The 21,317-nt window shown below is 70.4% G+C and carries 14 protein-coding genes; 7 read left to right on the top strand and 7 right to left on the bottom strand.

The window, feature by feature from the left end:
- Positions 1 to 134 precede the first annotated feature (134 nt).
- The 7 genes from OHA11_RS46485 to OHA11_RS46455 all read left to right on the top strand — a co-directional run bounded on the left by OHA11_RS46485 (position 135) and on the right by OHA11_RS46455 (position 5,473).
- Complete coding sequence (locus tag OHA11_RS46485; RefSeq protein WP_266508510.1) at positions 135 to 1,280, top strand: SchA/CurD-like domain-containing protein; 1,146 nt, start codon at positions 135 to 137, stop codon at positions 1,278 to 1,280.
- A 47-nt stretch (positions 1,281 to 1,327) separates the two neighbouring features.
- Positions 1,328 to 1,771 carry a cupin domain-containing protein gene (locus tag OHA11_RS46480; RefSeq protein WP_266508508.1) on the top strand — a complete coding sequence of 148 codons (444 nt, stop codon included), beginning with the start codon at positions 1,328 to 1,330 and terminating at the stop codon, positions 1,769 to 1,771.
- Positions 1,768 to 3,036 carry a beta-ketoacyl synthase gene (locus OHA11_RS46475; protein ID WP_266508506.1) on the top strand — a complete coding sequence of 423 codons (1,269 nt, stop codon included), beginning with the start codon at positions 1,768 to 1,770 and terminating at the stop codon, positions 3,034 to 3,036. Before OHA11_RS46480 ends, OHA11_RS46475 begins: the two co-directional genes overlap by 4 nt.
- Positions 3,036 to 4,304 carry a ketosynthase chain-length factor gene (locus OHA11_RS46470; RefSeq protein ID WP_266508667.1) on the top strand — a complete coding sequence of 423 codons (1,269 nt, stop codon included), beginning with the start codon at positions 3,036 to 3,038 and terminating at the stop codon, positions 4,302 to 4,304. The genes OHA11_RS46475 and OHA11_RS46470 overlap by 1 nt, the downstream gene beginning before the upstream one ends.
- Positions 4,301 to 4,579 (top strand): acyl carrier protein, encoded by a 279-nt coding sequence (locus OHA11_RS46465; RefSeq protein ID WP_266508505.1) that lies wholly within the window; start codon positions 4,301 to 4,303, stop codon positions 4,577 to 4,579. The genes OHA11_RS46470 and OHA11_RS46465 overlap by 4 nt, the downstream gene beginning before the upstream one ends.
- A gap of 1 nt (position 4,580) precedes the next feature.
- On the top strand, positions 4,581 to 5,060 hold the full coding sequence (locus OHA11_RS46460) for an SRPBCC family protein (protein ID WP_266508503.1): 480 nt from the start codon (positions 4,581 to 4,583) through the stop codon (positions 5,058 to 5,060).
- An 80-nt stretch (positions 5,061 to 5,140) separates the two neighbouring features.
- The gene (locus tag OHA11_RS46455; RefSeq protein ID WP_266508501.1) at positions 5,141 to 5,473 is read left to right on the top strand and encodes a TcmI family type II polyketide cyclase; all 333 of its coding nucleotides are present in this window, start codon (positions 5,141 to 5,143) and stop codon (positions 5,471 to 5,473) included.
- 99 nt (positions 5,474 to 5,572) lie between these two features.
- On the opposite strand, the gene OHA11_RS46450 is transcribed toward OHA11_RS46455, so the two are convergent.
- The 7 genes from OHA11_RS46450 to OHA11_RS46420 all read right to left on the bottom strand — a co-directional run bounded on the left by OHA11_RS46450 (position 5,573) and on the right by OHA11_RS46420 (position 21,313).
- Positions 5,573 to 6,403 (bottom strand): lysophospholipid acyltransferase family protein, encoded by an 831-nt coding sequence (locus OHA11_RS46450; protein WP_266508665.1) that lies wholly within the window; start codon positions 6,401 to 6,403, stop codon positions 5,573 to 5,575.
- 114 nt (positions 6,404 to 6,517) lie between these two features.
- A complete protein-coding gene (locus OHA11_RS46445) occupies positions 6,518 to 7,198 on the bottom strand; it encodes an isoprenylcysteine carboxylmethyltransferase family protein (protein WP_266508499.1) in 681 nt (226 codons plus the stop codon).
- Positions 7,199 to 7,243: 45 nt separating this feature from the next.
- Complete coding sequence (locus tag OHA11_RS46440) at positions 7,244 to 8,431, bottom strand: aromatic ring-hydroxylating dioxygenase subunit alpha (RefSeq protein ID WP_266508497.1); 1,188 nt, start codon at positions 8,429 to 8,431, stop codon at positions 7,244 to 7,246.
- Between the two features lie 71 nt (positions 8,432 to 8,502).
- Positions 8,503 to 11,253, bottom strand: coding sequence for a PEP/pyruvate-binding domain-containing protein (locus OHA11_RS46435; RefSeq protein ID WP_266508496.1), 2,751 nt, complete (start codon positions 11,251 to 11,253; stop codon positions 8,503 to 8,505).
- Between the two features lie 20 nt (positions 11,254 to 11,273).
- On the bottom strand, positions 11,274 to 12,362 hold the full coding sequence (locus OHA11_RS46430; RefSeq protein ID WP_266508495.1) for a cyclopropane-fatty-acyl-phospholipid synthase family protein: 1,089 nt from the start codon (positions 12,360 to 12,362) through the stop codon (positions 11,274 to 11,276).
- On the bottom strand, positions 12,350 to 13,261 hold the full coding sequence (locus OHA11_RS46425) for a thioesterase II family protein (protein ID WP_266508494.1): 912 nt from the start codon (positions 13,259 to 13,261) through the stop codon (positions 12,350 to 12,352). The genes OHA11_RS46430 and OHA11_RS46425 overlap by 13 nt, the downstream gene beginning before the upstream one ends.
- A 114-nt stretch (positions 13,262 to 13,375) precedes the next feature.
- Positions 13,376 to 21,313 (bottom strand): type I polyketide synthase, encoded by a 7,938-nt coding sequence (locus tag OHA11_RS46420; RefSeq protein ID WP_266508493.1) that lies wholly within the window; start codon positions 21,311 to 21,313, stop codon positions 13,376 to 13,378.
- Positions 21,314 to 21,317 lie beyond the last annotated feature (4 nt).

Below are 21,317 nucleotides of genomic sequence, written 5' to 3'. Positions count from 1 at the left end.
GCCTGACCCGTCCGGTTCGCGATGTCGGCGGACACGGCCGACGATCGTGCTCATGCGACCGACGCACCTTGTCGCCCAGCGCGCCGGTTGCTCCCCGGTCCACGAGGAAGTCTCCCGAGGAAGAGGTGTGCCGGATGACGGTTCCCCCCGCCCTGTCGACGTTTTCGGACGGTGTCTCCGTATCGGCGTTCGACGGGTCCAGAGTGCGGGTCGTCCTGATGCTGGACATCCATGACGGAACTCAGCAGGAGTTCGTGGACGCCTACGAGTACATGCGGTACCGGGTCGCCGACGTACCGGGGCACGTCAGCGACCAGCTGTGCCAGTCCGTCGAGAATCCCACCCAGTGGCTCATCACGAGCGAGTGGGAGAGTGCTCCGCCGTTCCTCGCCTGGGTCAACAGCGAGGAGCACCTGGAGATGGTCGCGCCCCTCGAGAACTGTGTCCGCGACACACACTCCATGCGCTACAGCGTCCTGCGCGAGACCACGGGCGCCCATGCCGATGCGCGAGCGGAGCCCGGGCAACGGCCGGAACCCGCCCCTCGCCCGGGTTCCAACGTCGTCCGGCACGCCCTGACCTTCACGGTCAGGCCCGGCAGCGAGTCCAAGGCCGCGGAGATCCTCTCCGGATACGCGTCGCCCGAGGCGCGGGTGGACGACTCCACCCGGCTGCTGCGCACGTCCCTGTTCCTGCACGGCAACCGGGTCGTCCGGGCGGTCGAGGTGCAGGGCACCCTGCAGACGGCACTGCGGCACGTCGCCCGGCAGCCCGAGGTGCGCGCCGTCGAGGAAGCCCTCAACCCCTACCTGGAGCAGGAGCGGGACCTGGACGATCCGAAGTCCGCCCGCCTGTTCTTCACCCGGGCCGCGCTGCCCGCCGTCCACCATGTGAGTTCCGGACGCCCGGAAGAGTCGCGCGTGCGGCGCTACGCGCTGCACTACCCGGTCAGGCCGGGCGCCGGGCCCGCGTTGGCCCGGCTGCTGGCACGGCAGGACGAGGCCGCAGCGAGTGCCCCGGCCAGTCCGGTCCGCGCGGCGACCGTCTTCCACCACGACGACCTCGTCGTACGGCTCGTCGACGTGGCGGGCGAACCGGACGAGGCGCCCGCGTTCGTCCTGGCCCTGCACGAGCCCGCCGGTGTCGCCGAGGCCGAGCGGTTGCTGGACGCGGCGGCAGCCGGTGTCGACGGGCCGCTGACGGACGACCGCACACTGCTGCGCCTGCTCGCGCACACCCGTATGCAGCCCCTCACCGACCGCCGATCGCCCGCTCCCTGACGCCGGCCGCACCCACCCCTGTCCCCCCATCTCCCGGAGTGACCGACATGACAGAGCAGCAGACACGCATCGTCTCCCTCGACGACACACCGCCCAACCGTCGTCGCGGCGGGGACCTCCGCGCCCTTCTCACGCCGAGCACGGTCGGGTCGACCAGCGGATTCATGGGCGTGGCCATCGTGCAGCCCGGAGAGCGCGTCGGCGAGCACTATCACCCGTACTCCGAGGAGTTCGTGTACGTCACCGACGGCACCTTCGAGGTCGACCTGGACGGCGAACCGCACCGCCTCGACACCGGCCAGGGGATGTTGATCCCGCCGAACCTGCGGCACCGCTTCCGCAACGTCGGCGACGGCGAGGCACGCCTCGTCTTTCACCTGGGCCCGCTGGCTCCCCGGCCGGAAATCGGGCATGTCGACACCGAGGAGGAGACGGACGCCGGCGCCCACCGGGACGACCGCCCCGCCGCACCGGCCGAGGCCGTGTCGTGAATCGGCGGCGGGTCGCCGTCACCGGCACAGGCGTCGTCGCCCCGGGCGGAATCGGCGTCCCGAGCTTCTGGAACCTGCTGTCCAATGGCCGTACGGCGACGCGCCGCATCTCCCTCTTCGACCCCTCGGCCCTGCGCTCGCAGATCGCCGCCGAGTGCGATTTCGATCCGTCGGCGCACGGGCTGGACGAGGAGACGACCCGCCGCTGCGACCGGTACATACAGTTCGCGCTGGTCGCCGCGGCCGAGGCGGTCCGCGACGCGGGCATCGACCTGCGGCGGCAGGCCCCCTGGCGGACAGGCGTCACGCTGGGCACCGCGGTCGGCGGCACCACCCGTCTGGAGCACGACTACGTCCTGGTCAGTGAGCGCGGTTCCCGCTGGGACGTCGACGAACGGCGGGCGGAACCCCATCTGCACCGCGCCTTCTCCCCCAGCACGCTCGCCTCCGCCGTGGCCGAGGAGTTCGGCGTCCATGGACCGGTGCAGACCGTGTCCACCGGGTGCACGTCCGGGCTGGACGCGGTGGGGTACGCCTACCACGCCGTCGCCGAGGGCCGGGCCGACATATGCGTCGCGGGCGCGTCCGACTCACCGATCTCGCCGATCACCATGGCGTGCTTCGACGCCATCAAGGCGACCTCCCCGAACAACGACGATCCCGCGCACGCCTCGCGTCCCTTCGACGCCGACCGCAACGGCTTCGTGATGGGGGAAGGCGCCGGGGTGCTCGTCCTGGAGGAACTGGAGCACGCGAGGGCCCGCGGCGCGGAGGTGTACTGCGAGATCGCCGGCTACGCGACCTTCGGCAACTCGTACCACATGACCGGGCTGACCAAGGAGGGCCTGGAGATGTCACGGGCGATCGACACCGCGCTCGACCAGGCGCGTCTCGACGCCTCCGACATCGACTATGTCAACGCGCACGGCTCGGGCACCCTGCAGAACGACCGCCACGAGACCGCGGCGGTCAAGCGTTCGCTGGGCGCCCACGCGTACGTGACCCCGATGAGCTCGATCAAGTCCATGGTGGGCCACTCGCTCGGCGCGATCGGCGCGATCGAGGTCGTCGCGTGCGTCCTCGCCCTGGCTCACCAGGTGGTGCCGCCCACGGCCAACTACGAGACGCCCGACCCGGAGTGCGACCTGGACTATGTGCCACGCGTGGCCCGCGAGCGGAAGCTGCGCAGTGTGCTGTCGGTGGGCAGCGGTTTCGGCGGCTTCCAGTCCGCGGTGGTCCTGACCGGGCCGGAGGAGGGACGATGATGAGCGGAGGACAACCCCGGCGTGCGGTGGTGACCGGGCTCGGCGTGGTGTCCCCGCACGGCATCGGTGCCGAGACGTTCTGGAAGACGGTCGCGGACGGCGGCAGCAGTCTCGGCCCCGTCACCAGGGAAGGCTGCGGGCACCTCCCACTGCGTGTCGCGGGCGAGGTGTGCGACTTCGACGCGACCGAGCTGATCGAGGAGCCGTTCCTCGTCCAGACCGACCGGTTCACACACTTGGCACTGACCGCGGCCCAACTCGCCATGAACGACGCCCGGTTGGGCCGCACCGATGCCGACTCCCCCTATTCCGTGGGCGTGGTGACGGCAGCGGGCTCCGGCGGCGGCGAGTTCGGGCAACGCGAGCTGCAGAACCTCTGGGGGCAGGGACCCCGCCATGTCGGCCCCTACCAGTCCATCGCCTGGTTCTACGCGGCCAGCACCGGCCAGATCTCCATCCGCAACGGCTTCAAGGGCCCGTGCGGTGTCGTGGCCGGCGACGAGGCCGGCGGCCTGGACGCCCTGGCGCACGCCGCCCTGGCCGTACACCGCGGTACCGACACGGTCCTCGTCGGCGCGACCGAGGCCCCGCTGGCCCCGTACTCGATCGTCTGTCAGCTCGGCTACCCCGAGCTGAGCCGCAGTGCCGACCCGCAGCGCGCCTACCGTCCCTTCACCTCCGCCGCCTGCGGGTTCGTGCCCGCCGAGGGCGGCGCCGTGCTCGTCCTGGAGGACGAACGGGCGGCGCGTGTCCGCGGGGCCGAAGCCCGTGCGACGGTGGCTGGGCACGCGGCCACGTTCACCGGCGCCTCCCGCTGGGAGGAGTCCCGGGCCGGGCTGGCCAGAGCGATCGGTACGGCACTGGCGCAAGCCGGCTGCCGGCCCGGGGACGTGGATGTCGTGTTCGCCGACGCTCTCGGCGTCCCGGAGGCGGACCGGGCCGAGGCGCTCGCCCTCGCCGACGCCCTCGGCCCGCACGCACGACGCGTACCCGTGACCGCGCCCAAGACGGGCACCGGACGGGCGTACTGCGCGGCGCCGGTGCTCGACGTGGCGGCCGCGGTGCTCGCCATGGAGCACGGGATGATCCCGCCCACCCCCCATGTGTTCGACATCTGCCACGACCTGGACCTGGTGGTCGGCCGGGCACGCCCCGCCGAGCCGCGTACGGCGCTGGTGCTCAGCCGGGGACTCATGGGCTTCAACTCCGCGCTCGTCCTGCGTCAGGGCGGCACGCCGTCCTCCGACCGAAGGAGCACCCCCGCATGACCGACCGAACCGACCAGGTCGACTACCGCGTCACTGTCGAGGACTTGGCCGCCCTCATGACGCGCACCGCGGGAGTGAACGTGGATCCCGATGTCCTCAAGCAGCGGCCCGACGCCGGCTTCGACACCCTCGGCCTGGACTCCCTCGGCATGCTGGGCATCGTGGCCGAGCTGGAGAAGCGCTACGGCCTGGCGCTGCCGGAGCAGATGGAACGGTCCAAAACACCCGCGGAGTTCCTCGCGGTGGTCAACGACGTACTGAGGAAGGGAGCGTGACATGGCGGGCCACACCGAGAACGAGATCACCATCGACGCACCGCTGGAGCTCGTCTGGGACATGACCAACGACATCGAGAGCTGGCCGCAGCTGTTCAGCGAGTACGCCTCCGTAGAGGTGCTCGACCGCGACGGCGACCGCACCACCTTCCGGATCACCATGCACCCGGACGACCAGGGCCAGGTGTGGAGCTGGGTGTCCGAGCGCGTCGCCGACCCGACGACCCGAACCGTCCGCGCCCACCGTGTGGAGACCGGCCCCTTCCAGTACATGAACATCAACTGGGCGTACGCCGAGACCCCGAAGGGCACCCGGATGCGCTGGGTCCAGGACTTCGCGATGAAGCCGGACGCACCCGTCAACGACGCGGGGATGACGGCGATGATCAACCGCAACTCCCGTACGCAGCTGGCGCTCATCCGGGACCGGATCGAGGAGGCGGCCGGCGAGCGGCACACGGCCGCGGTACTCACGGACTGAACCGACGCCGACCGATCCGCCCGATCCGCCCGACCAACCCGACCGACCTGATCGACCCGACCGGCGAAGGAGACATCCCTATGCACCACACTCTGATCGTCGCCCGAATGGCGCCCGGCGCCGCACCGGACATCGCGCAGGTGTTCTCCGAGTCCGACAGCGGCGAGCTGCCCCACCTCGTGGGGGTCACCCGGCGCAGCCTCTTCGAGTTCGGCGACGTGTACCTGCACCTCATCGAGAGCGAACGCGACCCCGCTCCCGCCATCGCCCGGATGGCGGGCCACCCGGAGTTCCGCGGGGTCAGTCAGCGGCTCGCCCCGTACGTCTCCGCCTACGACCCGGAGACCTGGCGCAGCCCCCAGGACGCCATGGCGCGATGCTTCTACCGCTGGGAACGGGACGCCGCGGGCTGACCTCCGTCCCGACAGATGCGCGAAGAGGGCATGGTGAACCATGCCCTCTTGCAACGCGGATCCGCTCGTGCGACGCGGATCTACTCGTGCGCCACGGGTCTACCCGAACACCGAACCCCGCTCGCCCACCATTTCGTCGAGCGTGTCCTGAATGGTGTCCCGCACCTCGTCCGAGATCTTGTGCACGAACATCGGATCGTCCAGCGCCTCCGGTGAGTAGTGAGCGGTCGGCACCGGCTCACCGAACCGGATCGTCCACTTGGTCGGCAGCGGGATCGCGCCGAGCGGGCCGAGCAGGGGAAACGTCGGCGTGACCGGGAAGTACGGCAGACCGAGGAGCTTGGCCAGGGGCTGGGCGTCCGCGACCATCGGGTAGATCTCCTCGGCGCCCACGATGGAGCACGGCACGATGGGTCTCCCGGTGAGCAGGGCCACGGACGCGAAGCCGCCCCGGCCGAAGCGCCGCAGCCGGTACCGCTCGGCGAACGGCTTGCCGAGCCCCTTGTAGCCCTCCGGCATCACACCGACCAGTTCACCGCGTTCCAGCAGCCGCAGCGCGTTGTCCATGCATGCGGCGGTGTGGCCCGCCTTGCGGGCCAGTACGCGCAGCACCGGCAGTTCGAAGACCAGGTCGGCCGCGAGCAACCGCAGCGCGCGATGTGCGGGGTGATGGTCGCGCAGCGCGACCTGCAGCATCAGCGCGTCCAGCGGAAGTGTGCCCGAGTGGTTCGCCACCACCAGGGCGCCGCCGTCGCTCGGCACGTTCTCCAGGCCTTCCACTTCGACGCGGAAGTACTTCTCGTAGAGGGGCCGGAACGGTGCGAGCAGCAACTCGTCGGTGAGTTCGGGATCGAAGCCGAAGTCGTCGGCGCTCTGCTCCTCGGTGAGACAGCGGTCGAGGAAGTCACGGCCCCGCGCGAGGGTGAGCATCCCTTGGGCGAGCACGTCCGCGAGCAGGTCCCCAGGGCTGGTCCGGTCCTGCGCGGCCTTGAATCGTCCTTCGCTGCTTGTCCCACTCATGTGTTTCTTCCTCCCATGACGCGCTCAGTAGACGAACGGCACCAGCTTGGCGGTCTTCTCGGCGTACTGCTCGAAGGCTGCGCCGTACCGCTCCGCCAGGTATTTGTCGAGCATGGGAATGTTCAGGAAGGAGAACATGCACGCCATGATCGCCGGGATGACGAAAGCCCACAGGCTGCCCGTCACCAGGGCGAAGCCGGTGAAGAGCACGACATCGCCGAAGTAGTTGATGTGCATGGAGTACTTGAAGAGGCCCTCGGTGTAGAGCTTGCCCTTGTGCTCGGGCACCTGCTTCCACACCTTGCGCTGGTACTCCGAGCCCGTGTTGAGGTACGAGCCGAAGAAATAGAGCGCCACACCGAGCCAGGTCAGGACTCCAACGGAAGCGGTGTTGGTCCCGCCCAGGTACGCCATCGTTCCGTGGATGATGACGACCCAGACGCCCACGGTCACTGCCTCCGACCACTCCATGCTGCGCCGCAGCATGACGAAGGTCGTGGCGACGAACCGCAGGAGGTAGATCGCCGAGAGAGCGATCAGAAGCCCCCGGCGGAGCACCTCGGCGTGGTCCGCATCGGTCCCGAACCAGTCCGCCACCGTGTCCGTGCCGCCGAAGAGGAACCATGCGGCCGCCGCGACGGCAAGCGCGTTGCATGCCGTCACCACCGCCTTCGGACCGGTCGACGCGTCGTACCCGCCGTACATCTCTCACACTCGCCTTCCGACTTTTCGTGGTCAGGTTGCGGACGGTCAGGAACGGGCTTTCGCCAGCTTGCCCGTCCGGCTCGACGTCTCGCCGCGCTTGCGGCGGGCTCCGTTCGCCCCGCCCGAAGCGTCCCCGTTGGCCATGACCGGGGCGTCGACCGGCTCGGCCACGGGGAGGTCGCCGTCCGTCTCCACCGCGTCCGCCGCTGCCGCCGCTTCCGCCTTGAGCCGGTCCCGCATCTGCAGGAACTTGGCGTTCATCTCGTCCACGGCGATGAACTTGTTCACGCCTCGTTCGCTGACCTTGGGCTCCTGGCGGAGCATGATGCTCACGTCCTGGGGGTCCTGGACGAGCTTCTCCATGAGGAGTGACGCCCTCAGTACCCAGGGCCGGAGCTGCTTGACGGGCACCATCATCTTGAGCTGCGGGTACTCGTACAGGCGCATGATGGCGAGGGTGTTCTCGTCGTCGATGGGGGTGAGCCAGGTGGTGATCTCCAGCAGGCCGGTCTTGACGTGCGTCAGTCCCGGAGCCTGGTAGATGAGGTTGAAGTGGGAGCTGTTGGCCGGGTTGGCTTCCTCGCACTGGTCGAAGGTGGAGCGGATGGTGGTCCCCTCGACCTCGACCTCGTGGTTGACGATCTTGTTGGCCGCGATGTAGCGCTCGCGCCCGTCCGTCCAGAGATTGCGCGCGGTGCCGTACATGAAAGTGTAGTCGATGTTGTTCGTCCAGTGATCCCGGTGCACGAAGGTCACGTGGTAGAACTCGAGAAGGCTCTCGATGTAACGCGTGTAGTGGACGGGCCGGCTCCAGGAGATCGTCTCGTAGGGCCTCGGGTTGCTCACGAGTTCGGTCGGGAGCTCGATCGCCGGGAGGTTCTCCCGCTGGTCCCCCCACCACAGCCAGACCAGGCCGTGTTCCTCACGCACCGGGTACGTCTTCAGCTTGAGCGAGAGGGGGATGCGGGCCTCCGCGCCGAGGGCCGGCACCACCTTGCACGCGCCCTCGGAGTCGAACCGGAAGCCGTGGTAAGGGCATTCGACGGTGTTGCCCTTGAGGCGGCCGTCGGCGATGTTGGCTCCCTTGTGCGGGCAGCGCGCGGTCTGGCACACGAGATCGCCACTGAGGTCGCGCCACAGGACGAGCTCCTCGCCCATGCGGCGTACGCCGGTGGGTTTGTCGCGCTCGATGTCGCTGGTCTGCAGAATCGGATACCACTGGTTGGGGATCATCTCGTTGCCTTCCTCTGGTGACCCGCGCCATGGGAAACGCGGCGCGGCCTGCTGTCGGATCTCGGCACGGCTCAGCCCTCGACGACTTCGACGATGCCGGTGTCGCCGTCGACCATGATCATGTCGCCCGTGTTGATGCGCTGCGTGGCGTGCTTGGTGTTGACCACCGAGGGCACGTTGAACTCCCGCGCCACGATCGAGCTGTGCGAGAGCATCGACCCGATGTCGGTGACCACACCGCCGGCGATGGCGAACAGCGGTGTCCAGGAGGCGTCGGTATAGCGGGTGACCAGGATCTCGCCGGGCTGGAACTCGTCGGCCTGCCACACCAGGTCCTCCACGATGCGCGCGCGGCCCACGATCCGCCCGGGGCTGGAGCCCAGGCCCTCCAGCCGCTCCCCGTCGGCGACCGGCCGCACCGCCTGGGTGATGTCGTGCTCACCGATGAACGTGAGGGGCGGTTCGGGCAGCCGGTTGTGGTACTCGTGCATGCGCCGCCGCTCGTCCAGCTTGGCGCGGGAGAACACCTCGCGCGCTGTGTCCGACCCGCGCAGATAGGTCCGTACATCCTCGAAGTCGAGGTGGGCGACCTCGTCCAGGGAGTGCAGGACGCCCTCTTCGACGAGTCGGCGGCCGACCTCGTACACGACGTTCCTGACCAGCCAGATCGACGTGATCATCGACATGCGCGTGGTCTCGCGCAGTTCGCTGCACAGGGCGTACATCGAGATGACCGTCTCGATGGTCTTCCGCTTGGGCAGCGGCAGCTTCTCCAGGACCGCCCGGACGTCGCCCTCTTCGTGCGCGCGGCTGCGCCCCATGATGTCGTCGATGGAGAAGCCGTCGGCGGAGTAGCGGCGGATCATCTGGAAGATGTACGAGGGGTCGTCGATCCAGCGCGGGTGGGTGAGTTCCATCTCCTGGCGGCCACGCGTGCCGTTGGCTCGCAGGAACGGCTCCATCTGCGCGTTCCAGAAGGCGCGTCCCTCGGCGTCCTCGCGCAGCCGGACCTCGACCTCTTCGAGCGGCGTCTCATTGATGATCCGCATGACGCGCGGCCTGGCCTTGGCGGCCTGGGCCACTCCCCAGATCTCCTGGGCCGACGCCACGGTCCGCAGACTGGACATGTCGGTCTTCATGCGGTTCTGCAAGTTGACGCCGTCGGCGCCGAGCCAGCCGGCGCACAGCGCCGTCAGTACGCCGTAGAACCCGAAGGCGTTGATGTAGTAGGGCATGTAGCCCACGTGCGCGTCGTGGAAGAAGGCCAGGTACCGGGCGAGTTCGGCGTCGAGTTCGCGGCGGCTCATCCGCGTCAGATCCAACTGCCTGGCGCGGTCGAACTCGTAGAGCCGTGAGGCGACCATGTCCTCGGCCCGGTGAGTCATGCTGAGCATCTCGGTCGCCGTGGCCTGCACCCAGTGGACCGTCGAGAGCAGGTCCTCCATGCCCCCGGGGAAGGTGCCGAAGGGATTCGCGTACGCGGCGAGGTCGACCTCTTCGCTGACGAAGCGGCTGGTGAAGTGGCGCTGGTCGCGGGTGGGTACGGCCTGGCCGAGCAGGTACGCCGTGTAGGAGATGTTCAGATAGACGTGGCCCTGGAAGTGGCCCATCTGCAGAGCGACTTCGCCGGTGTCACGGACGCCGAGCGCGGCGGAGCAGTCGTCGTGCACGTGGTGCTGGTAGTACTGGGCGAAGCTCAGGCCGAGCGGTGACATCAGGCCGACGAAGATCTCGCCGATGTCCATCCGGGACCACAGTGTGCCCCGTTGGACGGTGTCGGGCTGCGGTACGAGGTAGGGGCTGCGCTCCGCGTCCACGGTCTTGCTCTGGGGGTGGGTGGTGATGGGCCTGGTCTGCAGGAGGTACAGCGTGCCGTCGCGCATCGCCCACTCGATGTCCTGCTCGGTGCCGTAGTGGGACCGGACTTCGATGGCGAGCCGGGCGAGTGTGTCCAGTTGTTCGCGGGTCAGGCAGGGCGCGTTGCGGTCGGCGGCGTCGACCTTGGTCATGCCGATCCGGCCGGGTGTGAGCGGCGCGCACTTGGTCACCTTGTAGCGGACGCGCTCGTCGACGACCTCCAGGGTGCGGTCGTCCACGACGAAGAAGTCGCTGGATACCCGTCCGGAGACCAGGCCCTCACCGAGGCCGCAACAGGCCTCCACGACAAGCCGGTTGGGCCGTGCGCTGATCGGGTCGACGGTGAACAGGACGCCGCTGACGTCGGCGTCGACCATCTCCTGCACGACCACGGCGATGGAGCCCGCGGGGCCGGTGCCCTCGCGATAGGCGGCCGCGCGGTCGGACCACAGCGAGGCCCAGCAGACCTTCACCGCGTCGAGCAGCGTCTGGTCGCCCGACACGTCCAGGACCGTGTCGTGCTGGCCGGCGAAGGACTGCGCGGCGGAGTCCTCCCGGCAGGCGGACGAGCGGACCGCGACCCTGGGGCGGCCGAGGTCCTCGTAGGCGGCGAGGATCGTCCGGGCGATGGGCTCGGGGATGTCCTTGGCCACGATCAGCTCTCGGACCGTCCGGCTGTCCGCGGCGCGGGCCTCGGCGGCGCGGATCTCCGCCGCGAGGCCGGTCTCGCGCAGGAAGAGGTCGAACAGTCCGGTGGTGAGACAGAACGCGGGCGGGACCGGAAACCCGGCCTCGATCATCTCGCCGAGCCGGGCGGCCTTGCCGCCCAGGGTCTCGACACCGACACCGACACCGACACCGGCGCCTTCGGTGCGGCCGAGGACGGCCACCAGTTCGGAGTGCGGGGCGTCCGACAGCGTCGTGGCGGGAGCGGAGGCCGGGTTGCTTGCCGTTCGGGTGTTCATGATGAGGTCTCCTGGCCTGGTCAGGCAGTCGCGGCGGGAGCGTTGGTGCCCACGAACGCGCGGAACGGCTGAGTGGGGATGATCTGCGTGGCCCGGACGTCGGCGAATCCCGCCTTCTCCAGCTGGGCGGTCAGCTCGTCCTCCTGGGGCAGCGGGCCGCCGAAGTCGGCGTACTCGAACCAGAGGTTGAGCACGTCGAGGCTGAGGTTGCCGCCGCCCTGGCAGGACGAGGTGAGCAGCAGTCGGCCGCCGGGCGCGAGGAACGACCGAGCGCGCTCCAGTACCTCGACCCGCTCGCTCTGAGGGAAGTAGTAGATGTTGTTGTGGAGGGTGACGAGGTCGAACTGGGGCTGGAGTTCGAGCTCCCGCAGATCTCCCTGGCGGGTCTCGACCCGGTCGGTGAGCCCCCATCGGGCCATGTTGTCGGCGGCCTGGACCGCGACGTCCTTCTGCAGGTCGACCGCGAGGGCGGTCAGGCGGGGGTTGAGTTCCGCGGCGTGGCGGACGTAGGTGCCCGTGCCGCAGCCGATCTCCAGCAGCCGGACCGGCCTGTCGCGCTCCAGGGTCTTGCCGATGGCCTCCTGGACAAACCCCTGGAGGGCCAGGGAGGAGCGGGCGATGACCGGTCCGTCCTGGTCGTCGAGGGAGAAGCCGCGGCCGGTCTTGAGCATCCGGGGTGCGTCGAGCAGCACGGGTACGTGGAAGCGCATGATCTCTTCCAGGGTGGCGGCGACGGCGTCGTTCCCGACCTGGGCCAGGAGCTTGGCCGGGGTGCTCTTGAGCCGGTAGCACCCCTCGCGCATGTCGAACTCGCCGAGGCGGACGCCGATGTCGAGCCAGGCGCGCAGTCGCCGGCGGTCGTCGGGGACCTCCAGATACTCGGCCAGGCTGTCCAGGTCGCACGGGCGCACGGCCAGGCATTGCAGCACGCCGGACCCTGCGGCGGAGGCCAGGAACGACGCCCGGTACAGCGGGGTGACGACCAGGGTGGAGAGCGCCAGTAGGAGCGGGGTCCGCGGATCCGTGACGATCCTGGCCGCGGCCAGCACGTCGGTGATCGGTTCCTCCACCCGGTCCTTGACGGTCCTGGCCAGGCTCAGTAGATCCATGAGGGTTCCCTCTTCGGAGTGGGGAGTCGGTCTGGCATGTCCGGGCCGGGTGCGCCCGACTCGTCGGTGAGTCGGGCGAGTTCGCCGCGGATCTCGCGCAGGAGTGTCAGCCGCGCGGGGCCGTTGAGGAAGAAGTGGTCGCCCTCCAGGTGCCGTCGCAGGAGGGAACCGCTCGTGTACGCGCGCCACGCCTCCATTTCGGGTGCGGGCGCGATCGGGTCACGGGTGGCGGAGAACGCGGTCATCGGGCAGGCCAGCGGGTGCCGCGGAGTCCAGCGGTAGGTCTCGCAGGCGGTGAGGTCGGCGCGGAGCACCGGCAGCCGCCGCTCCAGGTAGGAGCTGCCGATGGTGTCGTCGGCGCCCAGGCCGCCGAGGCCGCGGACCAGCTGCCGCAACTCCGCGTCAGAGAGCGTGTGGTCGTCGCGGTCGCCGTACAGATGGGGGGCCTTGCTCCCCGACACGAACAGGTGCACGGGTTCGGGCCGGCCGCGGTCGCGCAGCTCGCAGGCGACCTCGTAGGCGAGCAGGGCGCCCATGCTGTGGCCGAACAGGGCGTAGTCGTGGGCGAGTTCGCACGCGTCGAGCGCGTCCGCGATGTCCGAGGCCAACGGGACCATCGCGGTGTACGGCGTCTCCCGCAGGCGGAGCCCCCGCCCGGGCAGGAGCACGGGCACGACCTGTACGCGGTCGCCGAGGTGCTGGGCCCAGCCGCGGTAGACGGACGGCGTGCCACCTGCGTACGGGAAACAGATCAACCGCAGCGGCGCGGTGTCCGTCCGGGCTTCGGTGCCCGTCCCGGCTGCGGTCCCCGACTCGACGCCGGGGAACCAGCCGCCGGTCGGTGGCCGCGCAGCCGGCGAAGCCGGCGGATTGCCTGGCGGCCGCTCAGTGGTGTGCACGTGGGTCCTCTCCGTCCTGTCTGCCGGTCGCCGGCACTGGCTGGTCGCGGCTGACGTGCGCCTGTCTGCCGGTCGCCGGTCGCCGGCTCCGGCTCTGGCTCTGGCTCTGGCTGGTCAGCGGGTGACGTGCTTGCGGCCCTCCGGTGAGTCCAGCCAGGCCAGGGTGAGTTCGATGCCCTCCTCGAAGCCCACCTCGCTCTTGAAGGCGAAGTCGTCGCGGGCACGGTCGACGGCGTAGGACTGGTCGCGGTCGAAGAGGTGGACGGCGTGCCGGGTGAGTACCGGACGGGCCTTGATTCCCAGCGCGCCGTAGAGCTTCTCCGAGACCGTGGCCACCCCGCGTGCCACCGGTGTCGGCAGACTGAACCCGGGCGACTTGACGCCGAGCCCGCGGGCCAGCGCCTCGATGTACTCCCGCCAGGTCGTCAGGTCCTGGTCGCGCAGGTTGTACACCTTGCCCACCGCGGCTTCGGACGTGCAGGCGGCGATCATCCCGTCCACCAGATTGCCCACGTAGATGAGCCCGGCGGGTACCTCGCCCCTGCGGATGTAGACCATCTGCTTGCTCAGCAGGAGGGTCGCGATCTCGATGACGAAGTCCTTGCTGCGCGGGCCGTAGACCGACACCGGCCGCACGACGGTGAGCGGCAGGCCGGCCCGCTCGGCCGTCTCCCGCACGGCGCGTTCGCCGAGCGCCTTGCTGCGGTTGTACGGCAGTCCGATGTCGTTGAGGTCCGCGCTCTCGTCGCACGGCGTGACCGGGTAGCCGTAGACGTCGGTGGTGCTGACGTGGAGGAAGCGCTCGACCGTGCCCGCGTGGTGCGCGGCCTCGACCAGGTTGCGGCTGCCGTCGACGTTGATCCGTCTGAAGTCCTCCCAGGGGCCCCAGTCGGCCGACATGCCCGTGCAGTTGTAGACGTGGCGCACACCGGTGGTGGCACGACGGAGGCTCCGCGGGTCGTCGAGGTCGCCGGTCGCGATCTCGACGTCGACGCCCTCGAAGGCGGAACAGTCGCTGCCCTGGCGGACCAGTACCCGCACCCGGTGGCCGCGCTCGGCCAGCCGACGGGTCAGGTGTCCCCCGATGAAGCCGCTCGCGCCCGCGACCAGGACGTCGGCACCGGAGTGGGCGTCGGCTTCGACGGCACTGAGACGCTCCGGTTCGGGTGCAGGAGCGGGTGCGTGCGCGGACGCAGACGTGGACTCGGACTGGGACTCGGTCGAGGACGTTCCCGTCGTGTTCTTCTCTGCCATGGCCCGCCCCAGGAGGTCGAGGGAGTGTTCGAGGTCTGCTTCGGTGTGGTCCGCGTTGATGAAGAAGCGGAGGCGGCACTCGTCGCGGGCGACGGCGGGGTAGCCGATCGGCATCACGTTCACGCCCTGGTCGAGCAGGGTGTTGGAGAGCGCCATGGTCTTCTCCCAGTCGCCGATGATGACCGGGATCACCGCGGAGGCACGTGAGACGCCGATGTCGAGTCCGCGGGCCCGCGCCGAGTCACGGAAGTGCTCGGACAGCTGCCGTACCCGGGCCACCCGGTCCGGCTCGTCCCTGATGACCCGGATCGCCTCCAGCGCCGCGGCCGTGTTCGCGGGCGAGATTCCGGTGCTGAAGATGTGCAGCGGGGCGGTGAACTTGAGGTATTCGATGATCGGCCCGCGGGACGCGATGTATCCGCCGAGGCTGCCGATCGCCTTGCTCAGCGTGCCCATCCACAGGTCGACGTCCTGGCGGTCGACGCCGAAGTACTCGCCGATGCCCCGGCCGGTGCGTCCGAGGACGCCGATCGAGTGCGCCTCGTCGATCATCAGCATCGCGCCGTGGCGTTCCTTGACCTCGATGAACCTGCGCAGGTCGGGGATGTCACCGTCCTGGCTGTACGCGCCCTCGATGAGGACCAGCGCCCGCCGGTGCTGCGAACGCAGCGTGCCCAGCAACGAGTCGAGGGCCCGCCAGTCGTTGTGCGGGAAGGGCCTGCGGCGCGCACCCGAGAGGATGCAGCCGCGTACCGCGCTGTCATGGATCCATTCGTCGTGCAGGATCAGGTCCTCGGGCCCGAAGAGGTGACCGATCGTCGCCACGTTCGTGGCATGGCCTCCGGCGTAGACGATGGCCGCGTCGGTACCGAGGAACGAGGCGATCTCGGCGTCCAGTTCGTGGTGCAGCGGTGTCTCGCCGAACAGCAGGGGTGTAGCCGAGCTGGAGGTGCCGTACCGGTCGATGGCGTCCTGTGCGGCCCGGCGGACGCGGGGGTGGTTCGACAGGGCGAGGTAGTTGAAGGACGAGAAGTTGATGACCGAGCGGCCTTCGACACTGGCTCGGCCGGAGTTGTATCCCTCGTGCACCCGGCCGTACGGATTCGCGCCGCTCGACCTGGCCCGGCGGAGCCGGCCCTGCAGTTCCGCGTACTCGGCCCACTCCTCGAACTCCCGCTCCTGCTTGACCGCATGGGCGGGGCCGGCCGCGGCGGGCAGGGAGCCGGCCGGTTCCGCGGACTCGCGGGAGCCGTCGGCCGGGTGGACACGGCCCGGGTGGTCATGGTCCGAATGGTCACGGTCCGGGAGGACCGGGGTGCTGCCTCCGGTGCCGAGGAGGTCCACGAGCTGCCCGACGGTCGGGTCCTCGGGCAGGTCCTGCCCCAGGCCGCCCGGGAACTGCCGGGTGAGGGAGCGCTCCAGTTCGGTCCGCATCAGCGAGTCGAACCCGAGGTCCGCGCCGAGACGTGCGTCCAGGGGGATCTGTTCGACGGGGAACGAGCACACCCGCGCGACATCGCCGAGCACGGCACGGCGTGCGATCCCCTTGTCGGCCGGGACGGCGATTGTCGGGACGGCAACTGTCGGAACGACAGCAGCCAGGACCGCGGCCGTCGGAACCTCGGCGTTCGGGGCCGTGGGCTGAACGGAGGCGTGCGTTCCGTCCTCCCGCGGCGACGGACGGAACCAGTACGGCTGTCGCTCGAAGACCGCGTGCGGTACCGGGAGCGGGGGCCTGCGGTACCCCTCGTCGAGAGCGGCCCAGTCCACCTCGCCGCCCGCGCAGTGCAGGCGGCCGAGCGACTGCAGGAGTGTCCCCCAGTCGCCGCCGCCGGTGTGCCCGCCCCGGCCGCGTCGCAGGGACGGCAGCCACAGCACGGGGTTCTTGTCGTCCGCGGCCGTCATGGTGCGCGCCATGTTGAGCAGGGTCGGATGCGGGCCGATCTCCACGAACGCGTCGCAGCCCAGCCCGCGAAGCGTCTCGAAGCCGTCGGCGAAACGCACCGTGCCCAGCAGGTGCTCGGCCCAGTCGTCGGCCCCGATCCGCGTGGTGACGAGTTCACCGGTCGCGTCGAAGACCCAGGGAATCTCCGGCTCCGCGAAGGCGACGGCACGGGCCGCCTCGCGCAGCGGCTGAGCCGCACCGGCCATCAACGGGGAGTGGAAGGCGTGCGACACGGCCAACGGCTTGACCACGACGGACCGGTCCTGGAGCAGGACACGTACCTCGTCGATCTCCTCGCGTGCCCCGGACAGCACCAGCTGGCCCGGAGCGTTGACCGCGGCCACGGAGACCGAGCCGAATCCGGCGGCCGCCGCGCGGATCGCCTCCGCGTCCCCGGCGCAGGCGATCATCGCGCCGTCGCCCGGCTGTTCGTCCATGTGCCGGGCGCGCGCCACGGCCAGGGTCAGTCCGTCCTCCAGGGACATCACGCCGGCCACGCACGCGGCGCCGTACGCCCCGATGCTGTGCCCGAGCAGGGCGGTGGGGCGTACGCCGAGCGACATCCACAGTTCGGCGAGCGCGACCTCCAGCGCGACCAGGGCGGCCTGGCAGTAGCGGGTGCTACGCAGCCGGTCCGCGCCGTCCTCGGAGAAGAGCAACTCCGTGAGCGGAACGCCGAGTTGGGGCCGCAGTACGCGGTCGGCCCGGTCGAGGGTGCGGGCGAAGCCGGTGTGCGTGTCGTACAGCCCCTTGCCCATGCCCGTGTACTGCGTGCCCTGGCCGCTGAACAGGAACGCGACCTTCGGTGCCGCGCCGGGTCCGGCATGGCCGCGGACGACGGCGGTCGACGCCTCGCCGCGGGCCAGGGCGTCGAGCGCCGTGTCGAACGCCTCGGTGGAGCCGCCGGTGACGACCGCCCGGAACGCGAGCTGGGCCCGGCCCGTGCTCGCCGTGTGGCAGAGGTCGCCGAGGTCCGCGTCGGGATGGGCGGCGAGGTGAGTGCGCCAGCGTTGTGCCAGGGCGGTGAGCGCCGTCGGTGTGTGCGCCGACAGGCACAGCGCGTGCACCGGCCGCTTCGGGGGCACCGCGTCGTCGCGCGTCGGCTCGGGGGGCGATTCGAGCACGACATGCGCGTTCGACCCGCCGAATCCGAACGAGCTCACCCCCGCCCGTACCGCGGTCCCGTCCGGCAGGTCGGTGAGCCGCGTCGGTACGCCGAGTCCCGCGTCGTCCCAGGCCAGGTGCCGGTTGGGGGTGCGGAGGTGGAGCGTCGGCGGTACCTGGCGGTTGCGTACGACAAGCGCCGCCTTGATGAGTCCTGCGATGCCCGCGGCGGCTTCCAGGTGACCGATGTTGGTCTTGACCGACCCCACGAGACACGGGCTGTCCGCTGTGCGGCGGCTGCCGTAGACGGCCGCGAGGCCCTCCCATTCGACGGGGTCGCCGAGCGAGGTGCCGGTGCCGTGTGCCTCGACGTAGTCGATCTCGTCGCCGCTCAGCCCCGCCTGGGCGAGCGCCCGCTCGATCACCGCCCGCTGGGCCGAACCCTTGGGCGCCGTGAGGCCGTTGCTCCGACCGCCGTGTCCGGTCGCCGCGCCCCTGATCACGGCGTGGATCCGGTCGCCGTCGGCGATCGCGGCGGAGAGGGGTTTGAGCAGGACCAGACCCGCGCCTTCGCCGCGCACGTAGCCGCTCGCGGAGTCGTCGAACGTACGGCAACGGCCGTCCGACGACAGCATGTTGCCCTCGGAGAACGCCACGGACAGGCCGGGGGTGATCAGCAGGTTCACCCCGCCGGCGAGCGCCGCGCCGCACTCCCCTCGGCGCAGGCTCTCGCAGGCCAGATGGACGGCCAGCAGCGACGACGAGCACGCCGTGTCGAGGGCGAGGCTCGGGCCCTGGAGGTCGAGCGTGTACGACAGCCTGTTCGCCGCGATGGAGTGGGCGTTTCCGGTGGCCGCGTGAACGTCGATCGTGTCCAGGCGGCTCAGCTGCAGCTCGGAGTAGTCATGGCTGCTGATGCCGACGAAGACCCCGGTGTCGCTGCCCGCGAGCCGGGACGGGTCAAGGCCCGCGTCCTCCACGGTCTGCCAGGCGATTTCCAGGAGCAGCCGCTGCTGAGGGTCCATCCGGATCGCCTCTCTGGCCGAGAGGCCGAAGAAGCGGGGGTCGAACTCGTCGACATGGTCGATGAATCCGCCGTAACCCGGCGCGCTCACCTGGTCGCGGTCCCAGCGGTCGCCGGGGACCTCGGTGATCGCGTCGCGGCCGTCCACGAGGAGTCGCCAGTAGCTGTCCACGTCCGGGGCGCCGGGGAAGCGGCAGCCGAGGCCGATGATCGCGATCGGCTCGTCCGCACGACCGTCGTACGAGGCCGTGGTGATCGTCGAGCCGGCCGTGAACTGCCCCTTTTCTCCGCCGAAGTGGGCGGCCACAGCGCGGATGGTCGGGTGGTCGAATGCCGCACTCGTCGTCACCTCGCGGCCCGTCTCGGAGCCGAGCTCGGCCAGGATCGCGACGGCTTGCTTCGAATCGAGGCCCAAGGACGCCAGGGGCTTGGTGACATCGATCGACGCCGTGGGCAGCCCGAGCCGGCCCGCGACCCTCCCGACGAGCCACGCCTCGATCGCCTCCGGCTCCCGCAACGTCTCGGACCGAGTGGTCCCGGCCGGCTCAAGCCGCGTGGTCTCGGGGGTCGAGGAGCCGGGATCTTCGCCATCGGCTGCCCCCGGCTTCTCGCCGAGGAGCAGCGCGATCAGCGTGTCGACCCGCGGACGGACCAGCAGCTCCCCCACCGCGATCGCGGTGCCGAGTCGCTGTTCGAGGTCCCGTACGGCGGTGAGGAGTGACGTGTAGTCCAGGTCGAGTTCGGCGAACGTGCGGTTGCTCAGGTCGGGAGCGGGGGCGGCCGAGACGTCGGTCAGTACCTCGGTGACGGCGTCGATCACCCGCTGTCCGCGGCGGCCGGGGGGCAGGTCGGCGAGAGCGTCGCCCGGCAGGGGCGTCTCGGTGTCCCGGGTGACGCTCGCCGCCACCACCGTGAGTCCGAGGCCGAGGAAGTCGCTTCTGCAGGCCTGGCGTTGGATCTTGCCGCTGGTGGTCTTGTGGACCGTCGACCTCTTGAGGAGGACGACGGCGTGCGGTGTGACGTCGTGTTCCTCGGCGATCGCCGTGCGCAGCTTCGCCAGGAGCGCCGGCGCGCTGTCGACCCGCCTGCCCTCGACCTCGTAGGCGACGACCATCTCCTCGACGCCGTCCACCTCGACCGCGAAGGCGGCGCCGCTGCCCGTGCGCAGTGAGTCGTCGGCCTGCTCCACGGTGAGCTCGATGTCGTGCGGGTAGTGGTTGCGGCCCTGCACGATGACGACGTCCTTGGTGCGGCCGACGACGTGCAGTTGGCCGTCGCGCAGGAAGCCCAGGTCGCCCGTGCGCAGGTAGGGCGTGTCGTCCTCGCCCTCGATGCGGGCCCCGAAGGTCTCGTGGGTGGCTTCGGGCCGGCGCCAGTAGCCGAGCGCCACGCTGCCGCCCGCGACCCAGATCTCCCCGATCCGGTCCCCGGCGGGGATCCGCCGCCGGGTGGAGGCGTCGACGATCGCGACGTCCACACCGTCGACGGCGGGGCCGCAGCCGACGACCCGGGTCACCCGCCCGTCCGCCGGTTCGCCTGCGGGCTCGGCGACGCCCGCTCCGAGCGCATTGGACGCGTACGCGCCAACGGTCGGCGGCTCGGTGGCCGCCAGGCCGGTCACCATCAGCGTCGCCTCCGCGAGGCCGTAGCACGGCAGCAGGGCACGCCGTTCGAAGCCGCTGGGGGCGAAGCGCTCGGCGAACCGGTCGAGTGTGTCGGCGCGTACCGGCTCGGCGCCGTTCAGCGCCAGCCGCCAATGGCTGAGGTCCAGGCCCTCCAACTGCTCGTCCGTGATCCTTCGTACGCAGTGCTCGAAGCCGAAGTTGGGCGCGACGCTGGTGGACGCCCGGGTCCGGGACAGCGTCTCCAGCCAGAGCAGCGGCTGCCGTACGAAGGACATCGGCGACATCAGATGGGCGGGGAACCCTCCGTACAGCGGGGTGAGGATGCCGCCGATCAGGCCCATGTCGTGGTACGGCGGAAGCCACGACACCATGGCCGAGTCCGCGTCGTGCTCCAGACGGTGATGGATCGAGCGAAGGTTGTGGATCAGATTGCCGTTGCTGACCATGACGCCCTTGGGGGCCGAGGTCGAGCCGGACGTGTACTGCAGGAAGGCCGGTGCATCGCCCGCGGCACCGGGGTCCCGCCAGTCGTCGGCTCCGGCGGTGTCGAGGTCGTCGGTCACCAGCCAGCGCAACCCGTCGAGCCCGAGCGCGTTGATCTCGTCCTTCCTGGTCGCGACGGAGCGGGCGAAGGTCGCGGTCGTCAGCGCGTGCGTCGCCTGCGAGTCCCGGGCGATCGCCGCGAGGCGTGGCATGGTCTGGCCGAAGCGCCTGGTGTCCGGCGGGTACGCGGGTACGGCGATGGCTCCGGCGTAGAGGCAGCCGAGGAAGCCTGCGATGTAGTCGAGCCCCGGGGGCTGGAGCAGCAGGACCGCCTTGTCCGCCAGGCCCTCGCGCTGGAGGCGCGCGGCCACGCCGCGGACGCGGAGGTCGAGTTCGCGGTAGGTCCACGACGCGCCGTCCGCACCGGGATCGGGTGTGCCGGTGGCGGTGCCGGGTCCGGTACCGGGTCCGGTGCCCATGCCTGTACCGGCGCCGGCGCCGGTGAGGAAGCGGTAGGCGAGTGCGTCCGGGCGGTGTTCGAGGTGGTGCCGCAGCAGCCCGGCGACGCTCTTCGGCTCGTTCCCCTGCCAGTGTGTCTCGGTCGCAACTTGGTTCATGAAC

Source organism: Streptomyces sp. NBC_00878, from assembly GCF_026341515.1.
In the GTDB taxonomy this organism is placed as follows: domain Bacteria; phylum Actinomycetota; class Actinomycetes; order Streptomycetales; family Streptomycetaceae; genus Streptomyces.
The sequence above is the reverse complement of the archived record's forward strand: the minus strand, read 5'-3'. Positions and strand labels throughout refer to the sequence as shown.